The sequence below is a fragment of the Pseudomonas sp. GW822-FHT02G04 genome (assembly GCF_058802085.1).
Genome location: NZ_JBXANU010000017.1, coordinates 117526 through 140264, shown reverse-complemented (window position 1 = coordinate 140264; position 22739 = coordinate 117526). Strand labels below are relative to the sequence as shown.

General features: G+C 61.2%; 15 protein-coding genes. 10 read left to right on the top strand and 5 right to left on the bottom strand.

What is annotated here, in order from left to right:
• Nucleotides 1-175: 175 nt before the first annotated feature.
• Nucleotides 176-940 (bottom strand): GntR family transcriptional regulator, encoded by a 765-nt coding sequence (locus AC1RO5_RS20730; protein WP_007941070.1) that lies wholly within the window; start codon nucleotides 938-940, stop codon nucleotides 176-178.
• Nucleotides 941-1301: 361 nt separating this feature from the next.
• On the opposite strand from AC1RO5_RS20730, the gene AC1RO5_RS20725 reads away from it, so the two are divergent.
• A complete protein-coding gene (locus tag AC1RO5_RS20725) occupies nucleotides 1302-2492 on the top strand; it encodes a benzoate/H(+) symporter BenE family transporter (RefSeq protein WP_493177314.1) in 1191 nt (396 codons plus the stop codon).
• A 41-nt stretch (nucleotides 2493-2533) separates the two neighbouring features.
• Here the strand turns inward: AC1RO5_RS20725 and AC1RO5_RS20720 are convergent, their stop codons facing one another.
• Complete coding sequence (locus AC1RO5_RS20720) at nucleotides 2534-2878, bottom strand: YggL family protein (protein ID WP_018925275.1); 345 nt, start codon at nucleotides 2876-2878, stop codon at nucleotides 2534-2536.
• Nucleotides 2879-3112: 234 nt separating this feature from the next.
• Between AC1RO5_RS20720 and dacB the strand changes: the two genes are divergently transcribed.
• Nucleotides 3113-4573, top strand: a complete 1461-nt coding sequence (gene dacB / locus AC1RO5_RS20715) for a D-alanyl-D-alanine carboxypeptidase/D-alanyl-D-alanine endopeptidase (protein ID WP_493177312.1) — start codon at nucleotides 3113-3115, stop codon at nucleotides 4571-4573.
• A gap of 132 nt (nucleotides 4574-4705) precedes the next feature.
• Here dacB and AC1RO5_RS20710 read toward each other — a convergent pair whose 3' ends face one another.
• Both AC1RO5_RS20710 and rlmKL read right to left on the bottom strand, forming a co-directional pair.
• The gene (locus AC1RO5_RS20710; protein ID WP_493177310.1) at nucleotides 4706-7096 is read right to left on the bottom strand and encodes a sensor domain-containing diguanylate cyclase; all 2391 of its coding nucleotides are present in this window, start codon (nucleotides 7094-7096) and stop codon (nucleotides 4706-4708) included.
• A gap of 142 nt (nucleotides 7097-7238) precedes the next feature.
• A complete protein-coding gene (rlmKL, locus tag AC1RO5_RS20705) occupies nucleotides 7239-9509 on the bottom strand; it encodes a bifunctional 23S rRNA (guanine(2069)-N(7))-methyltransferase RlmK/23S rRNA (guanine(2445)-N(2))-methyltransferase RlmL (protein WP_493177308.1) in 2271 nt (756 codons plus the stop codon).
• A 530-nt stretch (nucleotides 9510-10039) separates the two neighbouring features.
• Here rlmKL and rmf point away from each other — a divergent pair.
• Nucleotides 10040-10255 carry a ribosome modulation factor gene (rmf, locus tag AC1RO5_RS20700; RefSeq protein WP_003223300.1) on the top strand — a complete coding sequence of 72 codons (216 nt, stop codon included), beginning with the start codon at nucleotides 10040-10042 and terminating at the stop codon, nucleotides 10253-10255.
• Nucleotides 10256-10579: 324 nt separating this feature from the next.
• Here the strand turns inward: rmf and AC1RO5_RS20695 are convergent, their stop codons facing one another.
• Nucleotides 10580-11599 (bottom strand): quinone-dependent dihydroorotate dehydrogenase, encoded by a 1020-nt coding sequence (locus AC1RO5_RS20695; RefSeq protein ID WP_026286344.1) that lies wholly within the window; start codon nucleotides 11597-11599, stop codon nucleotides 10580-10582.
• 227 nt (nucleotides 11600-11826) lie between these two features.
• On the opposite strand from AC1RO5_RS20695, the gene AC1RO5_RS20690 reads away from it, so the two are divergent.
• From AC1RO5_RS20690 to AC1RO5_RS20660, 7 genes are all read left to right on the top strand, one after another.
• On the top strand, nucleotides 11827-13038 hold the full coding sequence (locus tag AC1RO5_RS20690; protein WP_493177306.1) for a CmpA/NrtA family ABC transporter substrate-binding protein: 1212 nt from the start codon (nucleotides 11827-11829) through the stop codon (nucleotides 13036-13038).
• Between the two features lie 15 nt (nucleotides 13039-13053).
• Nucleotides 13054-13629, top strand: coding sequence for an ANTAR domain-containing response regulator (locus AC1RO5_RS20685; RefSeq protein ID WP_018925269.1), 576 nt, complete (start codon nucleotides 13054-13056; stop codon nucleotides 13627-13629).
• A gap of 342 nt (nucleotides 13630-13971) precedes the next feature.
• On the top strand, nucleotides 13972-15183 hold the full coding sequence (locus tag AC1RO5_RS20680; RefSeq protein ID WP_493177304.1) for a nitrate/nitrite transporter: 1212 nt from the start codon (nucleotides 13972-13974) through the stop codon (nucleotides 15181-15183).
• Between the two features lie 7 nt (nucleotides 15184-15190).
• Nucleotides 15191-16861 carry a bifunctional protein-serine/threonine kinase/phosphatase gene (locus tag AC1RO5_RS20675; protein ID WP_493177302.1) on the top strand — a complete coding sequence of 557 codons (1671 nt, stop codon included), beginning with the start codon at nucleotides 15191-15193 and terminating at the stop codon, nucleotides 16859-16861.
• 385 nt (nucleotides 16862-17246) lie between these two features.
• Nucleotides 17247-19700, top strand: a complete 2454-nt coding sequence (gene nirB / locus AC1RO5_RS20670) for a nitrite reductase large subunit NirB (RefSeq protein ID WP_493177300.1) — start codon at nucleotides 17247-17249, stop codon at nucleotides 19698-19700.
• A complete protein-coding gene (nirD, locus tag AC1RO5_RS20665) occupies nucleotides 19697-20014 on the top strand; it encodes a nitrite reductase small subunit NirD (RefSeq protein WP_007902067.1) in 318 nt (105 codons plus the stop codon). The genes nirB and nirD overlap by 4 nt, the downstream gene beginning before the upstream one ends.
• The gene (locus AC1RO5_RS20660; RefSeq protein ID WP_493177298.1) at nucleotides 20014-22731 is read left to right on the top strand and encodes a nitrate reductase; all 2718 of its coding nucleotides are present in this window, start codon (nucleotides 20014-20016) and stop codon (nucleotides 22729-22731) included. Before nirD ends, AC1RO5_RS20660 begins: the two co-directional genes overlap by 1 nt.
• The last annotated feature ends 8 nt before the right edge of the window (nucleotides 22732-22739 follow it).

The following is a 22739-nucleotide window of genomic DNA, read 5'->3' as shown; positions in this document are numbered from 1 at the left end:
CAGAGCTGAAGGCTGCCCAAGGCAGCCTTCAGCTCTGAAAAGGTTTTACCGGACACTAGTGACGCTCCGCGTGGGAACGCAGCCCGGGACGCTCCGCGTCCCAGCCGAAGCGGACGCAGAGCGTCCATTGAGGCATTCCCACGCAGAGCGTGGGAACGATCAGTCTCAGTCTGACTTACAGCTTGGCAGTCGAGCGCCCTGGTTTCTTGGTCTGCAACAGATGCGAGAACACCGCATGCAAATCATCCGACGCGCTTTCTTCGTCGAGGTTGAGTTTGCTGTCGATGTGGTCCATGTGATGCATCATCAGGTCCACTGCCAGCGTCGCGTCCCGCGCTTCGATAGCATCGATCAACTGGGTGTGTTCATCGTAGGAACAGTGCGAACGGTTGCCGCTCTCGTACTGGGCGATGATCAACGACGTCTGCGACACCAGGCTGCGCTGGAAGCTGATCAATGGCGCGTTTTTCGCCGCTTCGGCCAGTTTCAAGTGGAACTCGCCCGACAGACGAATACCGGCACCGCGATCGCCACGGGAGAAGCTGTCGCGTTCGTCGTTGACCATCTGCCGCAAGTCGGCAATCTGCTCGGCAGTGGCGTGCTGCACCGCCAGTTCAGTGATCGCCCGCTCCACCAGACGCCGCGCCATAAACACCTGACGAGCCTCTTCGACACTCGGGCTGGCAACCACAGCGCCGCGATTCGGCCGCAGCAACACCACGCCTTCATGGGCCAGACGCGACAACGCGCGGCGAATGATGGTGCGGCTGACCCCGAAAATTTCCCCCAGCGCTTCTTCGCTCAACTTGGTGCCGGGCGCCAGACGCTGTTCGAGGATGGCCTCGAAGATATGCGCGTAGACAATATCGTCCTGGGTACCGCTGCGGCCGGCTTTGCCTGCTCGCGGTTGTTTCTTGAGGGGTTGCAACTGTTCGTTCATGGGCACTCGAGTCGGGAGAACTGCGGCGAATTGACCGTGACTGTAATACGGCACAGTGGGTCGCTGGCAAGTATCGCGTAAAAAACACTGCAATTGTACACAATGGCGGGTGGCAACACGACTGTACGGCTGTTTGTCGCCTTTGCTGTATTGCAACGACCGGTTACGTTTCAGTTTAGGCTTGAACGCAGAATCCGTGGCCTGAACACAATTCCTTGTAGGAGCGAGGCTTGCCCGCGAAAGCGTAGTGTCAGTCGACATCAATGCTGAATGACACGGCGCTTTCGCGGGCAAGCCTCGCTCCTACAAGGTTCAGCGTTTTGTTACGGACATCTTTATCAGAACAAGGAACACCGCTGTCATGACCGACGCCACGCACACGCAGCTTCGTCCCCTGACCGACACGTCGCCCTCGGCCATCGTCGCCGGGTTCATCGCCATGATGACCGGTTACACCAGCTCCCTGGTGCTGATGTTCCAGGCCGGGCAAGCGGCGGGCCTGACCAGCGGGCAGATTTCGTCGTGGATCTGGGCGATCTCCATCGGCATGGCGGTGTGCTCGATCGGCCTGTCCTTGCGCTATCGCACCCCGATTACCATTGCCTGGTCGACCCCCGGCGCGGCGTTGCTGATCACCAGCCTGGGCGGTGTCAGCTACGGCGAGGCCATCGGCGCCTACATTACTTGCGCAGTGTTGGTGACCGTGTGCGGCCTGACCGGCAGTTTCGAACGCCTGGTGAAAAAGATTCCGGCCTCATTGGCGGCAGCGTTGCTGGCGGGGATTCTGTTCAAGATCGGCAGCGAGATTTTCGTCGCCGCCCAGCACCGCACCGGGCTGGTCCTGGGGATGTTCTTCACATATCTGCTGGTCAAGCGCCTGTCACCGCGCTACGCCGTGCTCGCGGCGCTATTGATTGGCACCGCGCTGGCCGGTTTCATGGGGTTGCTGGATTTCAGTGGTTTTCACCTGGAAGTCGCGACACCGGTCTGGACCACGCCGCATTTCTCCCTGGCCGCGACCATCAGCATCGGCATCCCGCTGTTCGTGGTGGCGATGACCTCTCAAAACATGCCGGGCATCGCGGTTTTGCGCGCCGACGGCTACAACGTACCGGCCTCGCCGCTGATCACCGCCACCGGCATCGCCTCGTTGCTGTTGGCGCCGTTCGGTTCCCACGGGATCAACCTGGCCGCCATCAGCGCAGCGATCTGCACCGGGCCGCACGCCCATGAGGATCGCAACAAGCGTTACACGGCAGCGGTCTGGTGCGGGATTTTCTACGGGATTGCCGGGGTGTTCGGCGCAACTCTGGCGGCGTTGTTTGCCGCGTTGCCTAAAGAACTGGTGCTGTCGATTGCCGCGCTGGCGCTGTTCGGCTCGATCATCAACGGGCTGAGCATTGCCATGGCGCAAGTGCAGGAACGGGAAGCGGCGCTGATTACCTTTATGGTGACGGCATCGGGGCTGACGCTGTTTTCCATCGGTTCGGCGTTCTGGGGGATTGTTGCGGGGGTACTGACGCTGGTGATTCTGAATTGGCGTAAAGCCTGAAAAAAAACGGCGACCCTTGGGGTCGCCGTTTTTTTAGAACATCAGGCTACCGGATTGATCGGCTTTTCCGGGTACCAGACGTCGATCAGCGGGCTGACTTCAGCGCTGGTCAATTCGCTACGGCCCTTGAGCCAGGCTTCAACAGCGGCACGCTGCGCTTCGGTCACCGAGCCACGCTTCTGCAGGCACACCAGACCGAAGTCATCACCGCCCACATAACCCAGACCGTTGGCTTCCATGGCTTCTTTCAGGAACGCGTCGAGGAAAGCATCAATGGCTTCATCAGCCAAATCTTCTTTGAAATCCAGGTTCAGTTCGAAACCCAGCTCTTGAAATTCATCGACGCACAGTTTTTTGCGCAGACGCTGGGAACGGTTAGTCGCCATTGGAACAATCCTCATAAGTAATAACGGGCGGCACTTTAGCAGTTTAAGGCGCCGATTACCCGCCTCAGAGCGGTGCGACGCCTACCGTCGGTAAAAAAATAGCCGATTAGACGACCAAGGTGCGGCACAAGCCCTCACACCTTGGGGCATAATGCCGACACTTTCATGACCGCTGAGGGAATTTATCGCCATGCCCTCGTCTTTTTCCCCCTCGGCTGTAGGGTTTTATTTCAGATGATCAAATCTTTGCGTCCATTGCTGCTGGCCAGCCTTCTTCTGCCTCTGGCCCTCCCCGTTTCCGCCGCGCCGATCAACACCGCTCTGTCGCCCAACGTCGAAAAGGCCCTCAAGGCCAGCAAATTGCCGGACAGCGCCTTGTCGCTGGTGATGATCCCGCTTAACGGCCCGGGCACCCCAACCATTTATAACGCTGACGTTTCGGTCAACCCGGCCTCGACCATGAAACTGGTCACCACCTATGCCGCGCTGGAAATGCTTGGCCCGAACCACCAGTGGAAAACCGAGTTCTACACCGATGGCACCCTCAGCGGTGGCATCCTTAACGGTAACCTCTACCTCAAGGGTGGCGGCGATCCGAAGCTGAACATGGAAAAACTCTGGCTGCTGATGCGCGACTTGCGCGCCAACGGCGTGACCCAGGTCACCGGCGACCTGGTGCTGGACCGCGGCTTCTTCGTGCAGCCGCAACTGCCCGAATTCAACGACGACGGCAATGACGAGAACAAACCGTTCCTGGTCAAGCCCGACGCGCTGCTGGTCAACCTTAAGGCCCTGCGCTTCGTGGCCCGCAACGACTCGGGCAAGGTTCTGGTGTCGGTCGAGCCGCCGATTGCCAGCATCCGCATCGACAATCAGGTCAAGGCGCTCAACTCCAAGCAATGCACCGGGGGCGTGCGCTACAACCCGGTGACCCAGGCCGATGGCAGCGTCACTGTGACCGTTGGCGGCCAATTGGGCGAAGGTTGCAGCTCCCAGACCTACCTGTCGCTGCTCGACCACGCGACCTACACCGCCGGCGCCGTGCGGGCGATCTGGAAGGAACTGGGCGGCAGCATCCAGGGCCAGGATCGTCTGGCACCGACGCCGAGCAGCGCCAAGGTGCTGGCCCGAGCCTACTCGCCAGACCTGGCGGAAATCATTCGCGACATCAACAAATACAGTAACAACACCATGGCTCAGCAGTTGTTCCTGAGCCTGGGCCAGAAGTTCCGCACCGACGCCGACAGTGATGACGCCAAAGCGGCCCAGCGCGTGGTGCGTCAGTGGCTGGCGCAGAAAGGCATCACTGCACCGCACCTGGTGATGGAGAACGGCTCCGGCTTGTCCCGCGCCGAGCGGGTGAGCGCGCGTGAAATGGCCGCGATGCTGCAAGCCGCCTGGCACAGCCCGTACGCCGCCGAATTCATCAGCTCGATGCCGATCGCCGGCACCGACGGCACCATGCGCAAACGCCTGAAGACCACCGCAATGCGCGGTGAAGCCCACGTCAAGACTGGCACCCTGAACACCGTGCGTGCCATCTCCGGCTTCAGCCGCGATGTCAATGGCAATACCTGGGCGGTGGTGGCGATCCTTAACGACAAGGCACCGTTTGGCGCGTCTTCGGTGCTGGATCAGGTGCTGCTGGACCTGTACCGCCAGCCGAAACTGCCGACCACGGCATCGGTGTTGTAACCCCCAACTTGATCGTTCCCACGCTCCGCGTGGGAATGCAGCCGGTGACGCTCCGCGTCCCTGCCGAAGCGGACGCGGAGCGTCCATTGAGGCATTCCCACGCAGAGCGTGGGAACGATCATCTTGGCTGGGTTAGCTCATCTGCCCTTCAACTCGATCCCGGCCCGCCTGCTTCGCCGCATAAACCCCCGAATCCGCCCGCAACAGCAACGCATCCGCGCCTTCTCCGGCCCGCCAGCTGGCAATCCCGAAACTCGCGGTAACGATCCCCACCTCGTCGATCGGCGAACTGCGCAACCCTTGCCACAGTTCCACGGCCAGCACATGTGCCTGTTCGCCGTCGATGTCCGGGCAGAGCACCATGAACTCTTCGCCCCCCAGGCGACAGAACACATCGGTGCGCCGCAGACGACGGCCAATGCGTTCACACACTGCCTGCAATACCCGATCGCCCACGGCATGGCCGTGCTGGTCATTGATGCGTTTGAAGTGGTCGATGTCGAGCATGATCACCGACAACTCGCCACCGCCGCGCTCGACCCGGGCCATTTCGGTGGTCAGGCGCTCCTGGAAATAGCGGCGGTTATGGATTCCGGTCAATGAGTCGGTCACCGACAGCGCACGCAGTTCCTCTTCCACCCGCTTGAGGTCGGAAATGTCCGAAATGTAGCCATGCCACAACACACCGCCACCGGGCAGCTCCTCCGGCGTCGCTTCGCCGCGGACCCAGCGCAGGCCACGCTCGGGCAATTGCACGCGATACTCTTCGCGCCATGGGCTGAGGTTGTCCGCCGACGCCAGGATCGACGCGCGCACCCGGCGCGAGTCCTGAGGATGAATCCGCGAGAACACCGCTTCGGCATTGCTCAACAGTACGTCCAGTTCGAGTTCGTAGATCTCGCGCATCCCGTCGCTGGCGTAGATCACGCTGAAGCGCCCATCGAACTCCATCTTGAACTGGTAAATCCCGCCGGGCACATGGGCGCTGAGTTTTTTCAACAACAGGTCCCGTGCAGCGAGGGCCTCGTGGACGCGCTTGCGCTCGGTGATGTCGATACAAATCGCCAAGTACCCGACCCACAAGCCTTGTTCGTCGAGGACCGGAGTCGCCAGCATGTTAACCGTCAAATGGCTGCCGTCACGGCGCACCAGCGTCCACTCCCGGGCTTCGTGACCGCCCTCTTCCCCGCCTTCGACCAGCATTGCCTGACAGGTCGGAATCGGCTTGCCATAGCGTGCGCTCAACTCCGCCGAGCGCGCCTCGAGCTCCCGGGGCAGGTGCAGGTTTTCCAGGGTCATGTGGCCCACGGCCTGCGCACTGGAGTAACCGAGCATGTGCTCGGCACCGGCGTTGAAGGTGCTGACAATCCCGCGCAGGTCGGTGGCGATGATCGCCACCTGAGTCGCAGCATCCAGCACGCCGCGCAATTGGCCGTGCGTGCCGCGCAGCTCTTGCTCACGGGCGTGCAGCTCCTCGGTCCGTTGCTCGACCATTTTCAGCGCCCGTTGCCGCTGGCTGACCAACACATAGAGAAACACACTGAGCAGCAAGCTGAGCAAACCGCCGAGCACCACCTGGCTGGTCACCGAGGAATGGTTGGCTCGCAGGAACGCCGCACTGGGGCGCATATCCACTTGATAATCGTGGTCGGCCAGACGCAGCAAGCGCGTGGAAGACAAGTCACTGGTCCCCGCCGGATTGGTCGACTCGTACAGCACTTCGTGTTGGTCATCGGTGGACAAGTCGAGAATGCGCACCGAGAGAGAATCATGACTCTCTTCCGGCAGCCCGTCCGCCAGCAGTTGGCGCATGCTGATCACCGCCATCACATACCCGGCGGGCATGGCACCCGGCAGATGCTGACGATTGACCGGCGCCACCAGCAACACACCCCGCGAATAGGCCGGCTCAATGCCGACCAGATGCATCGGTTGCGAGACGGCCATGCTGCCAGTTTGATCGGCGCGCTCCAGGGTCGAACGGCGCAGGGGCTGGGCCAGCAGGTCGTAACCCAGCGGCGTGGGCAGTCGGCTTTGGGTTTGGGTATAGAGCACCGGCACGTACTCGTCCCGCTCCGCGGCCGGTTGCAACTGGCCGTCGGCGGTCAGTTCGCGAAAGGTGAAATTGCTCAAGCCTTCGTCATGCACGAAGCGTTCAAGCAAGGGGCGTTCGGCGCGGGAAACCCGTGGTGCCCAGGAATAGGCTTGGGTGCGCCGCAAAAGAGGTTTGGCGTAACCGTCGAATTCCTCGCGGGACACCGACTCGGAATTGGCGAAGAACCGGCGCAGGCCATCGAGGCGCTGCTCCTGATCTTCGAAACGTTCTTCGATACGGCTGTAGCGTTCACTGGCGAGCAGTTGGAAACGTTGCCGCACTTGCTGATGAAACTGATTGAGTGTTGCCCAGGCCAGCAATCCTGTAAGAATCCCGCCGATGAGCAATACCAGCAGCGCGACCAACCAGGCCGAGACATCTTCGCGGATAAAACCCAGGATCTTGGGGCGCACGGCGTGTAACGACATAAACGCAACTCATAACGCCAGGTGCCGGAAAGCCCATTGGCCATGAGTTGAGTTATAGCTATTAGCCACTAATTTGACCAGCACTGAAAGAACCAAAGAGCCTTTAAAAATCAAGGCTCTGTGGATCCAATCAGCTCAAGTGTCAGCGAGCAGTGATCTTCCAGGCACGGTGGATTTTGCCATTACGGGCGAAATCCGGATCGATGGTCTGGGCCGTGATTTCTTCAACGGCATAACGCTCGGTAAGGTTTTCCTCGAGCTGGAACTTGCGGAAGTTGTTGGAGAAATACAACACCCCGCCCGGTGCCAGTCGCGCCATGGCCAGGTCAATCAATTGCACCTGGTCACGCTGCACGTCGAAGATCCCTTCCATGCGCTTGGAGTTGGAGAAAGTCGGCGGGTCAATGAAGATCAGATCGTATTCGTCACGGCAGGCATCGAGCCAGGCCATCACATCGCCCTGTTCCAGACGGTTCTTGTCAGAGAAGCCGTTCAGCGACAGGTTGCGACGCGCCCAGTCCAGGTAGGTTTTCGACAGGTCGACGCTGGTGGTGCTGCGCGCGCCGCCCCTGGCCGCATGCACGCTGGCGGTCGCGGTGTAGCAATACAGATTGAGGAAGCGCTTGCCGGCCGCCTCTTTCTGAATCCGCATGCGCATCGGCCGGTGGTCGAGGAACAACCCGGTGTCGAGGTAGTCGGTGAGGTTCACCAGCAGCTTCACGCCGCCTTCGTTGACCTCGTTGAACTTGCCCTGGGCGCTCTGGCGTTCGTACTGCTTGGTGCCGCTCTGACGCTCGCGACGCTTGACCACCACGCGGCTCTTGTCGATGTTCAACGCCTGCGGGATTGCCGCCAGGGCATCGAACATCCGCGCCGAGGCTTTTTCCGGATCGATGGATTTCGGCGCGGCGTATTCCTGAACGTGGACCCAGTCGTGATACAGGTCGATGGCCATGGAATATTCCGGCATGTCGGCATCGTAGACGCGGTAGCAGTCGATGCCTTCACGCTTGACCCACTTGCCCAACGCCTTGACGTTCTTTTGCAGGCGGTTGGCAAACATCTGCCCGCCTTCACTCAGGCGCGGCTGCTCGATCACCGGGGCGGGTGCCGGGGCCGGTTTGATCGGATTGCCGTTTTTGTTGTACTTGCGCTCTTGCGGCTCACTCGGTGCTTCATCGTAGGCCGCCTGTTCACGCTCGGCCTGACGCTGTTCCGGGGTGCGACGCTCGCCGGTGACGAACTGGTCTGGCGTGACCTTGATCAGCAGCAATTTGCACGGCAACGCGCCGTTCCAGAACGAATACTGTTTGTGGCTGCGGATGCCCATGCGCTTGCCCAGGTCCGGAGCGCCGGTAAATACCGCCGCCTCCCAGTTCAAGCACGCCTGACGCAGGCGCTCGCCGAGGTTCTGGTAGAGGTAGAGCAGGCTCGCCTCATCACCCAGGCGCTCGCCGTACGGAGGGTTGCAGATCACCAGCCCTTTTTGGTTCTGGTCCGGGCGCGGCTCGAACGTTGCCACTTCGCCCTGATAAATCTTGATCCACTCGCTCAGGCCGGCACGCTCGACGTTGTTGCGGCCCGGTTGAATCAGGCGTGGGTCGGCTTCGTAACCGCGAATCCACAGCGGTGGCTTGGCCAGGCCGGCCGCGGCGCGCTCGGTGGCTTCTTCGTGGAGTTTTTTCCACAGCGCCGGTACGTGACCGAGCCAGGCGGTGAAACCCCACTGCTCGCGGCGCAGGTTCGGCGCGATGTCGGCGGCGATCATCGCGGCTTCCACCAGGAACGTGCCGACACCGCACATCGGGTCAGCCAGCGCGCCGCCATCGGCGGCAATGCGTGGCCAGCCGGAACGGATCAGAATCGCTGCCGCGAGGTTTTCCTTCAGCGGCGCAGCACCTTGCTGCAAGCGATAACCGCGCTGGTGCAGGCTGTGACCGGACAGGTCGAGGGACAGGATGGCTTCGCCACGGTCCAGACGCAGGTGAACGCGCAGGTCCGGGTTGAGCTTGTCGATGGACGGGCGGTCGCCCTGCGGGGTGCGCAGTTTGTCGACGATGGCATCCTTGACCTTCAAGGCGCCGAAGTGCGTGTTATCGATGCCAGAGCCGTGACCGCTGAACTCGACGGCCAGGGTGCCGTCGTTGAGCATGTGGTCTTGCCACTCGATATCCAGCACGCCGTGGTAGAGGTCTTCGGCATCCTTCATCGGGAAGCGCTTGAGCACCAGCAGCACCCGGTTCGCCAGACGCGACCACAGGCACAGGCGATAAGCGGTTTCCATGGTGGCCATGCCGCGCACAGCCGAGGTGTGCTCGCGTGCTTCCTCAAGGCCAAGCCCGACGGCTTCCTCGATGAGCAGACCTTCAAGGCCTTTGGGGCAAGTGAGGAAGAGTTCGAAACGATCGGACATGGTAATTCCAGAGCCTTTAGCTAAGTGAACCGACAACGCGTTGCCGATCCGGTTTTCAATCAGGCGTTTTTCTAACAGAACGCCCGCGTGGCACGAAGGTGTGCCGTCCCACCCTGACTGCTCGGGTTAAAAGAGCTTAGATGCCAGGGCAGATAAAAAAGCTGATGAAACAAAATGTCATAAGTCGACCCTTCGTCGAATAATACCCAAGAGCAACGGGTGTCATTCTCGTTAAGGCGCAACCCCCAGCATCCAGCGGAGGGCCGATCATACCGGGCTTTGGCCAAGAAACACGGGACAAATATCGTGTTACTTATGGCCATACCATCTTTATGGTTACGTTCTTATGACAAAACGGTCATTCCCTCGATGTGACGCATTGGTTAGAACTCAACTCAGGTTGACGTCGCAACGGCGTCAACACCTTGGCTCGCGACGCCGGCAGCGAGCCACCAACGGCAGAATTTTTCTGCCTGACCTCGATTGAGGTCGACGCGATACATACAGTCAACAAGTGAGGGAAACACCCTATGAGAAGACTTAAGCGTGATCCGTTGGAAAGAGCATTTTTGCGCGGATATCAATATGGCGTTGGTGGTAAATCCCGTGAGCTTTGCCCTTTTACTCTACCGTCGGTACGCCAAGCCTGGATCAATGGCTGGCGAGAAGGACGCGGCGACAATTGGGACGGTATGACCGGCACTGCGGGAATCCACAGACTCAACGAACTTCACGCCGTCGGCTAATACAGGGCACACACTCCGACACGACAATCTGATTACGCTACGACTTAACCACGCACGTCCTATCCGGACGGCGGGCTTCGGCCCAGGGGCTCCTTCGAGGAGCCCTTTTTTATGCCTGTTCCAAATTCAGCGAAGAAACCATTGTGGCGAGGGGGCTTGCCCCCGTTGGGCTGCGAAGCAGTCGTAAAGCCGGTGCATGCGTTTTATCTGAGGAATCGCAGTGGCGGGTTCTGGGGTCGCTTCGCAACCCAACGGGGGCAAGCCCCCTCGCCACAGCAAGCTCCCTCGCCACAAAAGCCCCCACCATGAGGCCTAAATCAGGCTTCAGCGCAGCGCAGCGATGGCGTCTACCGATTCACGAATCAACGCCGGGCCCTTGTAGATGAAGCCGGAGTAAATCTGCACCAGGCTCGCACCCGCGGCGATTTTCTCAGCCGCGTGCTTACCTTCGGTGATACCGCCCACGGCGATAATCGGCAAACGACCGGCCAGTTCCGCCGCCAGCACCTTCACGGTGTGGGTGCTCTTGTCGCGAACCGGTGCGCCGGACAACCCGCCCGCCTCGTCACCATGCTCCAGACCTTCGACACCAACGCGACTCAGGGTGGTGTTGGTAGCGATCACCGCATCCATCCCGGTTTCGATCAACGCCTGGGCGACTTGAGCGGTTTCTTCATCGCTCATGTCCGGCGCGATCTTGATCGCCAGCGGTACATGTTTGCCGTGGCGCAAGGCCAATTCCGCGCGGCGCGTGGCCAGGTCGGCGAGCAATTGCTTGAGCGAGTCGCCGAATTGCAGGCTGCGCAGGCCCGGCGTGTTCGGCGAGCTGACGTTGACCGTCACGTAGCTGGCATGGGCGTAAACCTTGTCCAGGCAGATCAGGTAATCGTCGACCGCACGTTCAACCGGCGTATCGAAGTTCTTGCCGATGTTGATACCCAGCACGCCCTTGTACTTGGCCGCGGCCACGCGAGCGAGCAAGTGATCGACGCCAAGGTTGTTGAAACCCATGCGGTTGATGATCGCCTCGGCTTGCGGCAAGCGGAAAATCCGTGGTTTCGGATTACCCGGTTGCGGGCGCGGGGTGATGGTGCCGATTTCGACGAAACCGAAACCCAGTTGGGCAAATCCGTCGATCGCCGCGCCGTTCTTGTCCAGACCGGCCGCCAGACCCACCGGGTTCGGGAATTCCAGGCCCATGACCGTCACCGGCATTTTTGCCGGTGCCTTGCACAGCAAGCCGTTGAGGCCCAAACGCCCGCCCGCGCCGATCAGGTCCAGGGACAGATCGTGGGAGGTTTCCGGGGAAAGTTTGAACAGCAGCTGACGGGCCAGGGTGTACATGGGCAGGCTTGACTCGGTTGGCGATGAGAGGCGGCGATTATAGCCGTGCATCAGAGCTTCACGCGAGGCGCGCGACAAAATCAGCCAGCGATGGCATATGCCTTGCACCAACATGGGCATCGGCACTCATGCCAACGACGGGATGAGTGGCAGGACAATGGCGTCGTCACCGCCTCTGCTCGCGCAGAGGCCATGGGACGACGTTTTTTTTTGGAAGGTGCAAATCGATGAATGAACCATCAGCCGGCCCACTGGCCTGGGTCAACGGCAGCGATGCCCCGGAAAAAACCGAAATCAACCTTGGCTTCATGGCCCTGAGCGACTGCGCCTCAGTGGTGGTCGCCGCCACCCAGGGCTTCGCCCAGCCTTATGGCCTGACCCTGAACCTCAAGCGCCAGTCGTCCTGGGCCAACCTGCGGGACAAACTGGTCAGCGGCGAACTCGACGCCGCCCACAGCCTGTACGGCCTGATTTACGCCGTGCACCTGGGCATCGGCGGCGTAGCGTCCACCGACATGGCCGTGCTCATGGGCCTGAACCAGAACGGCCAGAGCATCAACCTCTCCCACGGCTTGCAGGCCTTGGGCGTGACCAGTCCTGAAGCACTGGACCATCACGTGCACCAAAGTCGCCCAAAACTGACCTTCGCCCAGACATTTCCCACGGGCACCCACGCCATGTGGCTGTATTACTGGCTGGCGAGCCAGGGCATTCATCCATTGCAGGATGTCGACAGCGTGGTGGTGCCGCCGCCACAAATGGTCGCGCACCTGCAAGCCGGGCGCATCGACGGATTCTGCGTCGGCGAACCGTGGGCTGCCAGCGCGGTACAACAGAATCTCGGGTTCACGATGGCCACCACTCAGACCATCTGGCCCGATCACCCGGAAAAAGTCCTCGGCTGCACCCGCGCCTTCGTCGAGCAATACCCCAATACCGCCCGGGCCCTGGTGATGGCGATCCTCGAGGCCAGCCGCTTCATCGAAGCCAACCGCGAAAATCGCCGCAGCACCGCGCAACTGTTGAGCGCCCCCGAATACCTCGATGCCCCGCTCGACTGCATCGAACCGCGCTTGCTCGGTGACTATACCGACGGCCTGGGCAATCACTGGCAAGACCCGCACGCGATGCGTTTCCACGGCGGCGGCGAGGTCAATCTGCCGTATTTGTCCGACGGTATGTGGTTCATGACCCAGTTCCGTCGCTGGGGCTTATTGCGCGACGACCCGGATTACCTCGGCGTGGCCCGTCAGGTCCAGCAACTAGACTTGTACCGAGAGGCCGCCAGCGCTGTCGGTGTACCCGCCCAGTCTCAGGAAATGCGCAGCAGTCAACTGATCGACGGCAAAGTCTGGGACGGTTCGGACCCGGCCGGCTATGCCCGCAGCTTCACGCTGCACGCCATGAGCGACAGCGCTCCCCTTCTCGCCAGCCGCTGACAGGAGCCTGCGAATATGTTGCGTATCCTGCTGATCAATGACACCGCGAAAAAAGTCGGGCGTCTGAAAGCGGCGCTGACTGAAGCCGGGTTCGAAGTCATCGACGAATCCGGCCTGACCATTGACCTGCCCGCGCGCGTCGAAACGGTGCGTCCGGACGTGATCCTGATCGATACCGAGTCACCGAGCCGCGATGTGATGGAACAAGTGGTACTGGTCACCCGTGACCAACCTCGGCCGATCGTGATGTTCACCGACGAGCACGACCCCGGCGTGATGCGCCAGGCGATCAAGTCCGGCGTCAGTGCCTACATCGTCGAAGGCATTCACGCACAACGCTTGCAGCCGATTCTCGACGTGGCCATGGCGCGCTTTGAAAGCGACCAGGCCCTGCGCGCGCAACTGCACGCCCGCGACCAGCAACTGGCCGAGCGCAAGCGCATCGAGCTGGCCAAGGGGCTGCTGATGAAGATGAAGGACTGCAACGAAGAAGAGGCCTACACCCTGATGCGCCGCCAGGCCATGAGCCGCCAGCAGAAACTGATACAGGTGGCGGAGCAGATCATTGCCATGAGTGAGTTGTTGGGCTGAAGGACGCCTTCGCGGGCAAGCCTCGCTCCTACGGGTTTTGTGGTGAGTTCAGATGTTGTAAACGGCACAAAACCTGTAGGAGCGAGGCTTGCCCGCGAATGGCGACAACTCGGTCTCCCTTGTTGGCACAGATCTCGCTAAGTAATCCCTGCAAGGTAACCAACGGCGGTTGCCCCACCTACGACAAAGACGTCGCTCACCTCATTCGCCCCCTTTTGCGAATCAGGTAGCGGCGTTTTTACGTTTTGGCCCCAGAGACCGGGGCTGGTGGTGCGGCCGTTGCGGCGCCCCACCTGCAAGCTCATGACTCCTTCTTGATACGCCTGACAGCTGAGGTGCGCGATGAATTCAAGCTTCTGGAAATCCGGCCATACCCCGACACTGTTCGCAGCCTTCCTCTATTTCGATCTGAGCTTCATGGTCTGGTACCTGCTCGGCCCTCTGGCGGTGCAGATCGCCGCTGACCTGCACCTGACCACCCAACAGCGCGGGCTGGTGGTGGCCACGCCGATTCTGGCCGGCGCCATACTGCGCTTTGCGATGGGCCTGCTGGCTGATCGCCTGTCGCCAAAAACCGCCGGGATCATCGGCCAGATAATCGTCATCAGCGCCCTGTTCGTCGCCTGGAAAGTCGGCATCCACAGTTACGAGCAGGCACTGTTGCTGGGCCTGTTCCTCGGCATGGCCGGTGCGTCCTTCGCCGTCGCCCTGCCACTGGCCTCGCAATGGTATCCGCCGCAGCACCAAGGCAAAGCCATGGGCATCGCCGGTGCCGGTAACTCGGGGACCGTGCTCGCCGCCCTGATCGCCCCGGTGCTGGCTGCCGCGTTTGGCTGGAGCAACGTGTTCGGCTTCGCCCTGATCCCGCTGATCCTGACCCTGGTCGTCTTCGCCTGGCTGGCCAAAAATGCCCCTGAACGGCCGAAAGCCAAATCCATGGCCGACTACCTCAAGGCCCTGGGTGACCGCGACAGCTGGTGGTTCATGTTTTTCTACAGCGTGACCTTCGGCGGTTTCATCGGTCTGGCCAGCGCCCTGCCCGGCTACTTCAACGACCAGTACGGCCTGAGCCCGGTAACTGCCGGTTACTACACCGCGGCGTGTGTATTCGGTGGCAGCCTGATGCGTCCGTTGGGCGGCGCGCTGGCGGATCGCTTCGGCGGGATTCGCACCCTGTTGGCGATGTACACCGTGGCAGCGATCTGCATTGCGACCGTGGGTTTCAATCTGCCGAGTTCCTACGCAGCGTTGGCGCTTTTCGTCTGCACTATGCTCGGTTTAGGTGCAGGTAACGGTGCAGTATTCCAGTTGGTGCCGCAGCGTTTTCGTCGGGAGATTGGTGTGATGACCGGTTTGATCGGCATGGCCGGCGGCATTGGTGGCTTCGCACTGGCGGCCGGCATGGGCGCGATCAAGCAAAGTACCGGCAGCTATCAAATGGCCTTGTGGTTGTTCGCCAGCCTCGGCGTACTCGCCTGGTTCGGTCTGCACGGGGTGAAACGTCGCTGGAGAACCACTTGGGGTTCGGCAGCCGTCACCGCTGCTCGAGTGTGAGGGCTGAATGAGCCTGCAACTGAGTTTTGCCGAAGCCAGCGCCATCGGGCCTCGCGAAGAGAACCAGGACGCTCTGCGCCTGGTCACTCCGGCCCCGGCACTGGCGGCGAGCAAGGGTTACCTGTTCGCCATCGCCGACGGCGTCAGCCAATGCGCCGATGGCGGTCTCGCGGCCCGTTCGACCTTGCAGGCGCTGGCACTGGACTACTACGCCACCCCGGAAACCTGGGGTGTCGCCCAGGCTCTGGATCGCCTGCTACTGGCGCAAAACCGCTGGTTGCAGGCCAACGGCGGCGGGCAACCGCTGCTGACCACGGTCAGTGCCTTGGTGATGCGCGGCAGGCGTTTCACTTTGGCGCATGTCGGCGATTGCCGGGTTTACCGCTGGCACGCCGACACCTTGCAACGGGTGAGCGAGGATCACGTCTGGGACCAGCCGGGCATGCAGCATGTGCTCAAGCGGGCCCTGGGGCTGGATCAACATCTGGTGCTGGATTTTCTGGATGGCGAACTGCGCCTGAACGAGAGTTTCGTGCTGCTCAGCGACGGCATCTGGGCCGTGCTGGGCGACACCGCCATCGCAGCGATTCTGCGCGATCAACCTGACCTGAACAGTGCCGCGCAGACCCTGGTCAGCGCAGCGCACCTGGCCGGCAGTCAAGACAATGCCAGTGCTCTACTGGTACGAGTCGATGCCCTCGGCGAAACCAGCATTGGCGATGCGCTGATTCATTTGCAGCAATGGCCGCTCCCACCTGCACTGAAACCGGGCCAGACCTTCGAAGGCTGGCAGATCGAAGGGGTCCTCGGCCAGAGCCAGCAATCGCTGCTCTACCGGGTGCGCGACGCACAACAACAGCCCTGGCTACTGAAAACCTTGCCCGGTGCTCTGCGTGACGATCACCAGGCCGGGCAGGCATTGTTATCGGAGGAATGGTTTCTCAAGCGCGTGGCCGGTCGGCATTTCCCTGAAGTCCATGCCGCCAGTCAGCGTCAGCATTTGTACTACGTGATGCGTGAATATTCCGGGTCGACCCTGGCTGAGTTGCATGAACGCGTCACAACGCTGCCACTGGCGCAATGGCAGGACCTGGCCGAACGCTTGCTGCGGGCCGTCGGCATCCTCCATCGACGGCAGATCCTGCATCGCGATATCAAACCGGAGAACCTGCTGCTGGGGGACGACGGCGAGTTGCGTCTGCTGGATTTCGGCCTCGCCTACTGTCCCGGGCTGTCCGAAGATCAAGCCTTCGCCCTGCCTGGAACGCCCAGCTATATCGCGCCGGAAGCGTTTCGCGGCGATCCGCCGACACCACAACAGGATTTGTATGCAGTCGGCGTGACCTTGTATTACCTGCTCACCGGGCATTATCCCTACGGCGAAATCGAAGCGTTCCAGCGTCCGCGGTTCGGCGTACCTGTCAGCGCCAGTCGCTACCGACCCGACCTGCCGGAATGGATCGCACAAAGTCTGGAGCGCGCGGTGGCGGTAGCCCCGGATCAGCGCTTTGAAACGGCCGAAGAATGGTTGTTGCTGCTGGAACAGGGAGAACGACGCAGTTTGAGCGTGCGCCCCAGGCCGTTGCTGGAGCGCGAACCGTTGAAGGTTTGGCGGACGTTGGCGCTGGTGTCGTTACTGGTGAATCTGGTGCTGCTGTTTTTGTTGTTTCACGGTTAAAAGATCAAAAGATCGCAGCCTGCGGCAGCTCCTACGGGTGCCCACGATCTCCTGCAGGAACTGCCGCAGGCTGCGATCTTTTGATTTTTCTGCTTCAAAACCGCGCATCGCGCCTTGAACCGGTGCACGCCAACCCACTCCTTCCACGGTGAGAGCCCATAAATCCGGCCCTTGCGGGACTTGGCACAACCACTGCATTACCTTTCCCAACATACATAAAGCCCGGCCTTCAACGTAGAAGGCTGCGCTGCCCGAGAGAACGGGACAAGGACAAAGGCGTCCTCGCTAGTTAACTAGCGGGACGCCTTTTTTTGTTTGCGCAAAATTTTGTCGAGCAAGGCCTGAATGCCCTGATGAGGCAGGCCCGAGCTCCCCGGAGAACCTGATGAAAAAACTAAAACTGGTGATGATCGGCAACGGCATGGCCGGGGTTCGTACCCTGGAAGAACTGCTCAAGCTGAGTAATGAGCTGTACGACATCACGGTCTTCGGCGCCGAACCGCATACCAACTACAACCGCATCCTGCTGTCCCCCGTGCTGGCCGGCGAACAGACGTTCGAAGAGATCGTGCTCAACGATCTGGACTGGTACCTGGAAAACAACATCAAGCTGCTGCTCAACCGCAAAGTGGTGGAGATCGACCGGGTCAAACGCCGGGTCATCGCCGAAGACGGCACTGAGGCTGAATACGACCGCCTGCTGATTGCCACCGGCTCGACCCCGTTCATCCTGCCGATCCCCGGCAATACCTTGCAGGGCGTGATCGGCTACCGCGACATCGCCGACACCCAGGTGATGATCGACACCGCCAAGACCCACAAGCACGCCGTGGTCATCGGTGGCGGCCTGCTGGGCCTTGAAGCCGCCAACGGCCTGATGCTGCGGAGCATGCACGTCACCGTGGTGCACATCGGCGAATGGCTGCTGGAGCGCCAACTGGACAAAACCAGCGGCCAACTCCTGCAAACCGCCCTGGAAGCCCGCGGCCTGCATTTCCGCTTGTGCGAACAGACCCAGGCCTTGCACGACGCCGGCAATGGCCGGGTCGGCTCGGTGCAGTTCAAGAACGGTGACATCATCCCCGCCGACCTGGTGGTAATGGCCGCCGGCATTCGCCCCAACACCGAACTGGCGGAAAAAGCCGGCATCCCTTGCAGCCGCGGGATTCTGGTCAACGACACAATGCAAACCTACGACCCTCGGGTGTACGCCATCGGCGAATGCGCCAGCCACCGCGGCACCGCCTACGGCCTGGTCGCGCCGCTGTTCGAACAAGCCAAGGTGTGCGCCAACCACCTCGCCCAACTGGGCTTCGCCACCTACAAGGGCTCGGTGACGTCGACCAAATTGAAAGTCACCGGCATCGACCTGTTCTCCGCCGGCGACTTCATGGGCGGCGAAGGCACCGAAACCATCACCCTCTCCGACCCGATCGGCGGCGTGTACAAAAAACTGGTGATCAAGGATGACGTGCTGGTCGGGGCTTGTCTGTACGGCGATACGGCGGATGGCGGTTGGTATTTCCGGCAGATTCGTGAGAATCACGCTATCGGTGAGATCCGCGATCACCTGATGTTTGGCGAAAACGCTTTGGGCGACGTAGGACATCAAGGCCAGGACAAAGCCATGAGCATGGCCGACACCGCCGAAGTCTGCGGCTGCAATGGCGTATGCAAAGGCACCATCGTCAAAGCCATTCAGGAACATGGGCTGTTCAGCGTCGACGACGTGAAAAAACACACCAAGGCCGCCAGCTCCTGCGGCTCCTGCGCCGGCCTCGTCGAACAGATCTTGATCAACACCGTGGGCGGTGCGGCAGACGTCAAACCGAAAAGCGAAAAAGCCATCTGCGGTTGCAGCGACCTCAACCACGGGCAAATCCGCCAGGCAATCCGCGACCAGCACCTGCTGACCATCGCCGGCACCATGAGTTACCTGAACTGGCGCACCCCGAACGGCTGTGCCACCTGCCGCCCGGCGCTCAACTACTACTTGATTTCCACCTGGCCGGGCGAGGCCAAGGACGATCCGCAATCGCGCCTGATCAACGAGCGTGCCCACGCCAACATTCAGAAAGACGGCACTTACTCTGTAGTCCCGCGGATGTGGGGCGGTGTGACCAATCCTTCAGAACTGCGGCGCATTGCCGACGTGGCCGACAAATACAACGTGCCAATGGTCAAGGTCACCGGCGGCCAGCGCATCGACCTGCTGGGGATCAAGAAGCAGGACCTGCCGGGCGTCTGGAAGGATCTCGACATGCCATCCGGCCACGCCTACGGCAAATCCATCCGCACCGTGAAAACCTGTGTCGGCAGTGAGTTCTGCCGCTTCGGCACCCAGAACTCCACGCAACTGGGCATTGAGCTTGAGCATGACCTGTTCAACATGTGGTCGCCGCACAAAGTGAAACTGGCCGTCTCCGGTTGCCCACGCAACTGCTCGGAAGCGGGAATCAAGGACGTCGGAATTATCGGCGTGGATTCCGGCTGGGAGATGTACATCGGTGGCAACGGCGGGATCAAGACCGAAGTCGCGGAATTCTTCGTCAAGCTGAAAACCGCCGAAGAAGTGCGCGAATACAACGGCGCGTTCCTGCAGCTGTACCGCGAAGAAGCCTTCTACCTCGAGCGCACCGTGCATTACCTGCAACGGGTCGGCATGGAGCACATCAAGAAAGCCGTGCTGGAAGACCCGGTACGGCGCAAGGCATTGAACGAACGCCTGCAATTCTCCCTGTCGTTCGAACAGGACCCGTGGAAGGAACGCCTCGAGCAACCACTGCTGAAAAAAGAATTCGAGGTCATTCCCGTGAAGAACCTGGAGGTGTCGGTATGAACTGGCTGGATATCTGCGCACTGGAAGAGATCAACACCCTTGGCTCGCGGATCATCGCCGGCCCGAAAGGCGACATCGCGATTTTTCGTACAAGCGACGATGAGGTTTTCGCCCTCGACGACCGCTGCCCGCACAAGGGCGGGCCGCTGTCCCAGGGCTTGATCTACGGCAAACGGGTCGCCTGTCCGCTGCACAACTGGCAGATCGACCTGGAAACCGGCGAGGCCCAGGCTCCCGATATCGGCTGCGCCCACCATCACTCGGCACGGGTCGAGAATGGCCGGGTGTTGCTGGCCCTGCGGGAAGCAAGCTGATGGACCGCCAAATCACCGCCTCCACCTGCTGCTACTGCGGGGTCGGCTGCGGCGTGCTGATCGAGCACGACGGCGAGCGCATTTTCGGCGTCAGCGGCGATCCGGCGCACCCGGCCAACTTCGGCAAATTGTGCAGTAAAGGTTCGACCTTGCATCTGACCGGCGACCTGACGGTCCGGGCCTTATACCCGCAACTGCGCCTGGGCAAGGCCCTGGCCCGCAGCCGCACCGATTGGGACAGCGCCCTCGATCACGCCGCCAGTGTCTTCGCCAAGACCATCGCCGAACACGGCCCCGACAGCGTCGCGTTCTATATCTCCGGGCAATTGCTGACCGAGGATTACTACGCCTTCAACAAACTGGCGCGAGCGCTGGTGGGCACCAACAACATCGACAGCAATTCACGGCTGTGCATGTCTTCAGCAGTGGTCGGCTACAAGCGCAGCCTCGGTGCCGACGCCCCGCCCTGCAACTACGAAGACCTGGAATTGAGCGACTGCGTGATGATCGTCGGCAGCAACATGGCCTACGCCCACCCGATCCTGTTTCGTCGCCTGGAAGAAGCCAAATCCCGCCGTCCGCAGATGAAAGTCATCGTCATCGACCCACGGCGCACCGACACCTGCGATCTGGCTGACCTGCACCTGGCGATTCTGCCCGGTACCGATGTCGCGTTGTTCCATGGGATTTTGCACCTGCTGCTGTGGGAAGACTGGATCGACCGCGACTTCATCAAGGCCCACACCGAAGGCCTGGCCGAACTGAAAAAACTGGTGCGCGATTACACCCCGGCAATGGTTTCACAGCTCTGTGGCATCAGCATCGAGCAACTGCAGCAATGCGCGGAATGGGTCGGCACTTCACCGAGCTTCCTGTCGCTGTGGTGCATGGGGCTGAATCAGTCCACCGCCGGCAGCGCGAAGAACAGCGCGCTGATCAACCTGCACTTGGCTACCGGGCAAATCGGTCGGCCCGGCGCAGGACCCTTCTCGCTGACCGGTCAGCCGAATGCCATGGGCGGTCGGGAAACCGGCAGCTTGTCGAACCTGCTGCCAGGCCATCGCGAAGCGGCCAATGCCGAACACCGCGCGCAAGTAGCCGCCTACTGGGGCGTCGATCAACTGCCCGAAAACACCGGGCTCACGGCCATCGAACTGTTCGAGCAGATGCGCGGCGGCAAGATCAAAGCCCTGTGGATCGCCTGCACCAACCCTGCTCAGTCAATGCCGGACCAGACTGCGGTGCGCGAGGCACTGCAAACCTGCCCGTTCGTGGTGTTGCAGGAAGCCTTCCATACCACCGAAACCGCCGCGTTCGCCGACCTGCTGCTGCCCGCCGCCAGTTGGGGTGAAAAGGACGGCACGGTCACCAACTCCGAGCGGCGCATTTCCCACGTCCGCCGAGCCATCGGCGCACCCGGTGAAGCGCGTTCCGACTGGGCGATCACCGTGGATTTCGCACAGCGCCTGGAAAAACATCTGCGTCCCGGAGCCACCAGTCTGTTTGCCTTTGAAACCCCGGCACAGGTTTTCGACGAATACAAACAACTGACCCGCGGCCGCGACCTCGACCTGTCCGGGATCAGTCATGAGTTGATCGACCAGCTCGGTCCACAGCAATGGCCCTTTCCCGCCGGTGCCCGCGAAGGCACGGCGCGGTTGTACCTCGACGGGGTTTTCCCGACCGCCAGCGGGCGTGCACAGTTCGTGACCGACCCGTATCGCGCCGCCAAGGAACAACGCGATGCGCGCTTCCCGCTGACCCTGATCACCGGCCGCCTGCGCGATCAATGGCACGGCATGAGCCGCACCGGCACCGCCGCGCAGCTGTTCGGCCATGTCAGCGAAGCCGTGTTGAGCCTGCACCCGGATGAACTGCGTCGGCACCGCCTGCAACCTGGCGACCTGATCAATCTGAAAAGTCGCCGGGGCGCGGTGATCCTGCCGGTCAGCAGCGACGACAGCGTACGTCCAGGCCAGGCTTTCCTGCCGATGCATTGGGGCGACCGTTTTCTCAAGGGCGGCGTGAATACCCTCACCCTTCCCGCCTTCGATCCGTTGTCGAAACAACCGGAACTCAAACACAGCGGTGTGCGACTCGAGCCTGTGAATTTGCCCTGGCAGCTTTTCGCTCTCATCGAAGGCGATGTTCAACAACACTTGGAGACGTTGCGACCACTCTGCGAGGCGTTTTCCTACGCCAGCCTCAGCCTGGCTGGCCGTGAACGCCCTGCGCTGCTGATACGCGCCGCCAGCGCCACCGCGCCGGAGCCGCAGTTGTTGCGTGATATCGATCAATGCCTGGGTCTCAACGACGGCCCGGTATTGGCCTACGACGATCCCCGGCGTTCGATTGGTAAACGGGTGCGTATCGAGAACGGCCGGATCACCGCGATTCGCCTGGCCGGCGAAACACTCGCCCAACACTGGCTGCAAAGCCTGTGGCTCGAAGGTCGCGCCGACGAACAGCTGCGCCGCTGGCTGCTGGCACCGTTGAGTGCGCCACCAGGCAACGCTGCCGCCCCGGCGTCCGGCAGCAAAACCCTGTGCAACTGCATGAACGTCAGCCAGAGCGCAGTCTGTGCCGGCATCAGCCGTGGCCTGGACTTGCAGGGTTTGAAACAAGAATTGGGCTGCGGCACGCAATGCGGCTCCTGCGTCCCGGAAATCAAGCGTTTGCTGGCCGCCACTGCGCAGCCAGTCGCCGTCACCTCGTGAGGAAAACA

Bases quoted from the DNA above. Each gene is read 5' to 3' on its own strand.
- AC1RO5_RS20730 (WP_007941070.1), bottom strand. From the start codon at position 940: ATGAACGAACAGTTGCAACCCCTCAAGAAACAACCGCGAGCAGGCAAA.
- AC1RO5_RS20725 (WP_493177314.1), top strand. From the start codon at position 1,302: ATGACCGACGCCACGCACACGCAGCTTCGTCCCCTGACCGACACGTCG.
- AC1RO5_RS20720 (WP_018925275.1), bottom strand. From the start codon at position 2,878: ATGGCGACTAACCGTTCCCAGCGTCTGCGCAAAAAACTGTGCGTCGAT.
- dacB (WP_493177312.1), top strand. From the start codon at position 3,113: ATGATCAAATCTTTGCGTCCATTGCTGCTGGCCAGCCTTCTTCTGCCT.
- AC1RO5_RS20710 (WP_493177310.1), bottom strand. From the start codon at position 7,096: ATGTCGTTACACGCCGTGCGCCCCAAGATCCTGGGTTTTATCCGCGAA.
- rlmKL (WP_493177308.1), bottom strand. From the start codon at position 9,509: ATGTCCGATCGTTTCGAACTCTTCCTCACTTGCCCCAAAGGCCTTGAA.
- rmf (WP_003223300.1), top strand. From the start codon at position 10,040: ATGAGAAGACTTAAGCGTGATCCGTTGGAAAGAGCATTTTTGCGCGGA.
- AC1RO5_RS20695 (WP_026286344.1), bottom strand. From the start codon at position 11,599: ATGTACACCCTGGCCCGTCAGCTGCTGTTCAAACTTTCCCCGGAAACC.
- AC1RO5_RS20690 (WP_493177306.1), top strand. From the start codon at position 11,827: ATGAATGAACCATCAGCCGGCCCACTGGCCTGGGTCAACGGCAGCGAT.
- AC1RO5_RS20685 (WP_018925269.1), top strand. From the start codon at position 13,054: ATGTTGCGTATCCTGCTGATCAATGACACCGCGAAAAAAGTCGGGCGT.
- AC1RO5_RS20680 (WP_493177304.1), top strand. From the start codon at position 13,972: ATGAATTCAAGCTTCTGGAAATCCGGCCATACCCCGACACTGTTCGCA.
- AC1RO5_RS20675 (WP_493177302.1), top strand. From the start codon at position 15,191: ATGAGCCTGCAACTGAGTTTTGCCGAAGCCAGCGCCATCGGGCCTCGC.
- nirB (WP_493177300.1), top strand. From the start codon at position 17,247: ATGAAAAAACTAAAACTGGTGATGATCGGCAACGGCATGGCCGGGGTT.
- nirD (WP_007902067.1), top strand. From the start codon at position 19,697: ATGAACTGGCTGGATATCTGCGCACTGGAAGAGATCAACACCCTTGGC.
- AC1RO5_RS20660 (WP_493177298.1), top strand. From the start codon at position 20,014: ATGGACCGCCAAATCACCGCCTCCACCTGCTGCTACTGCGGGGTCGGC.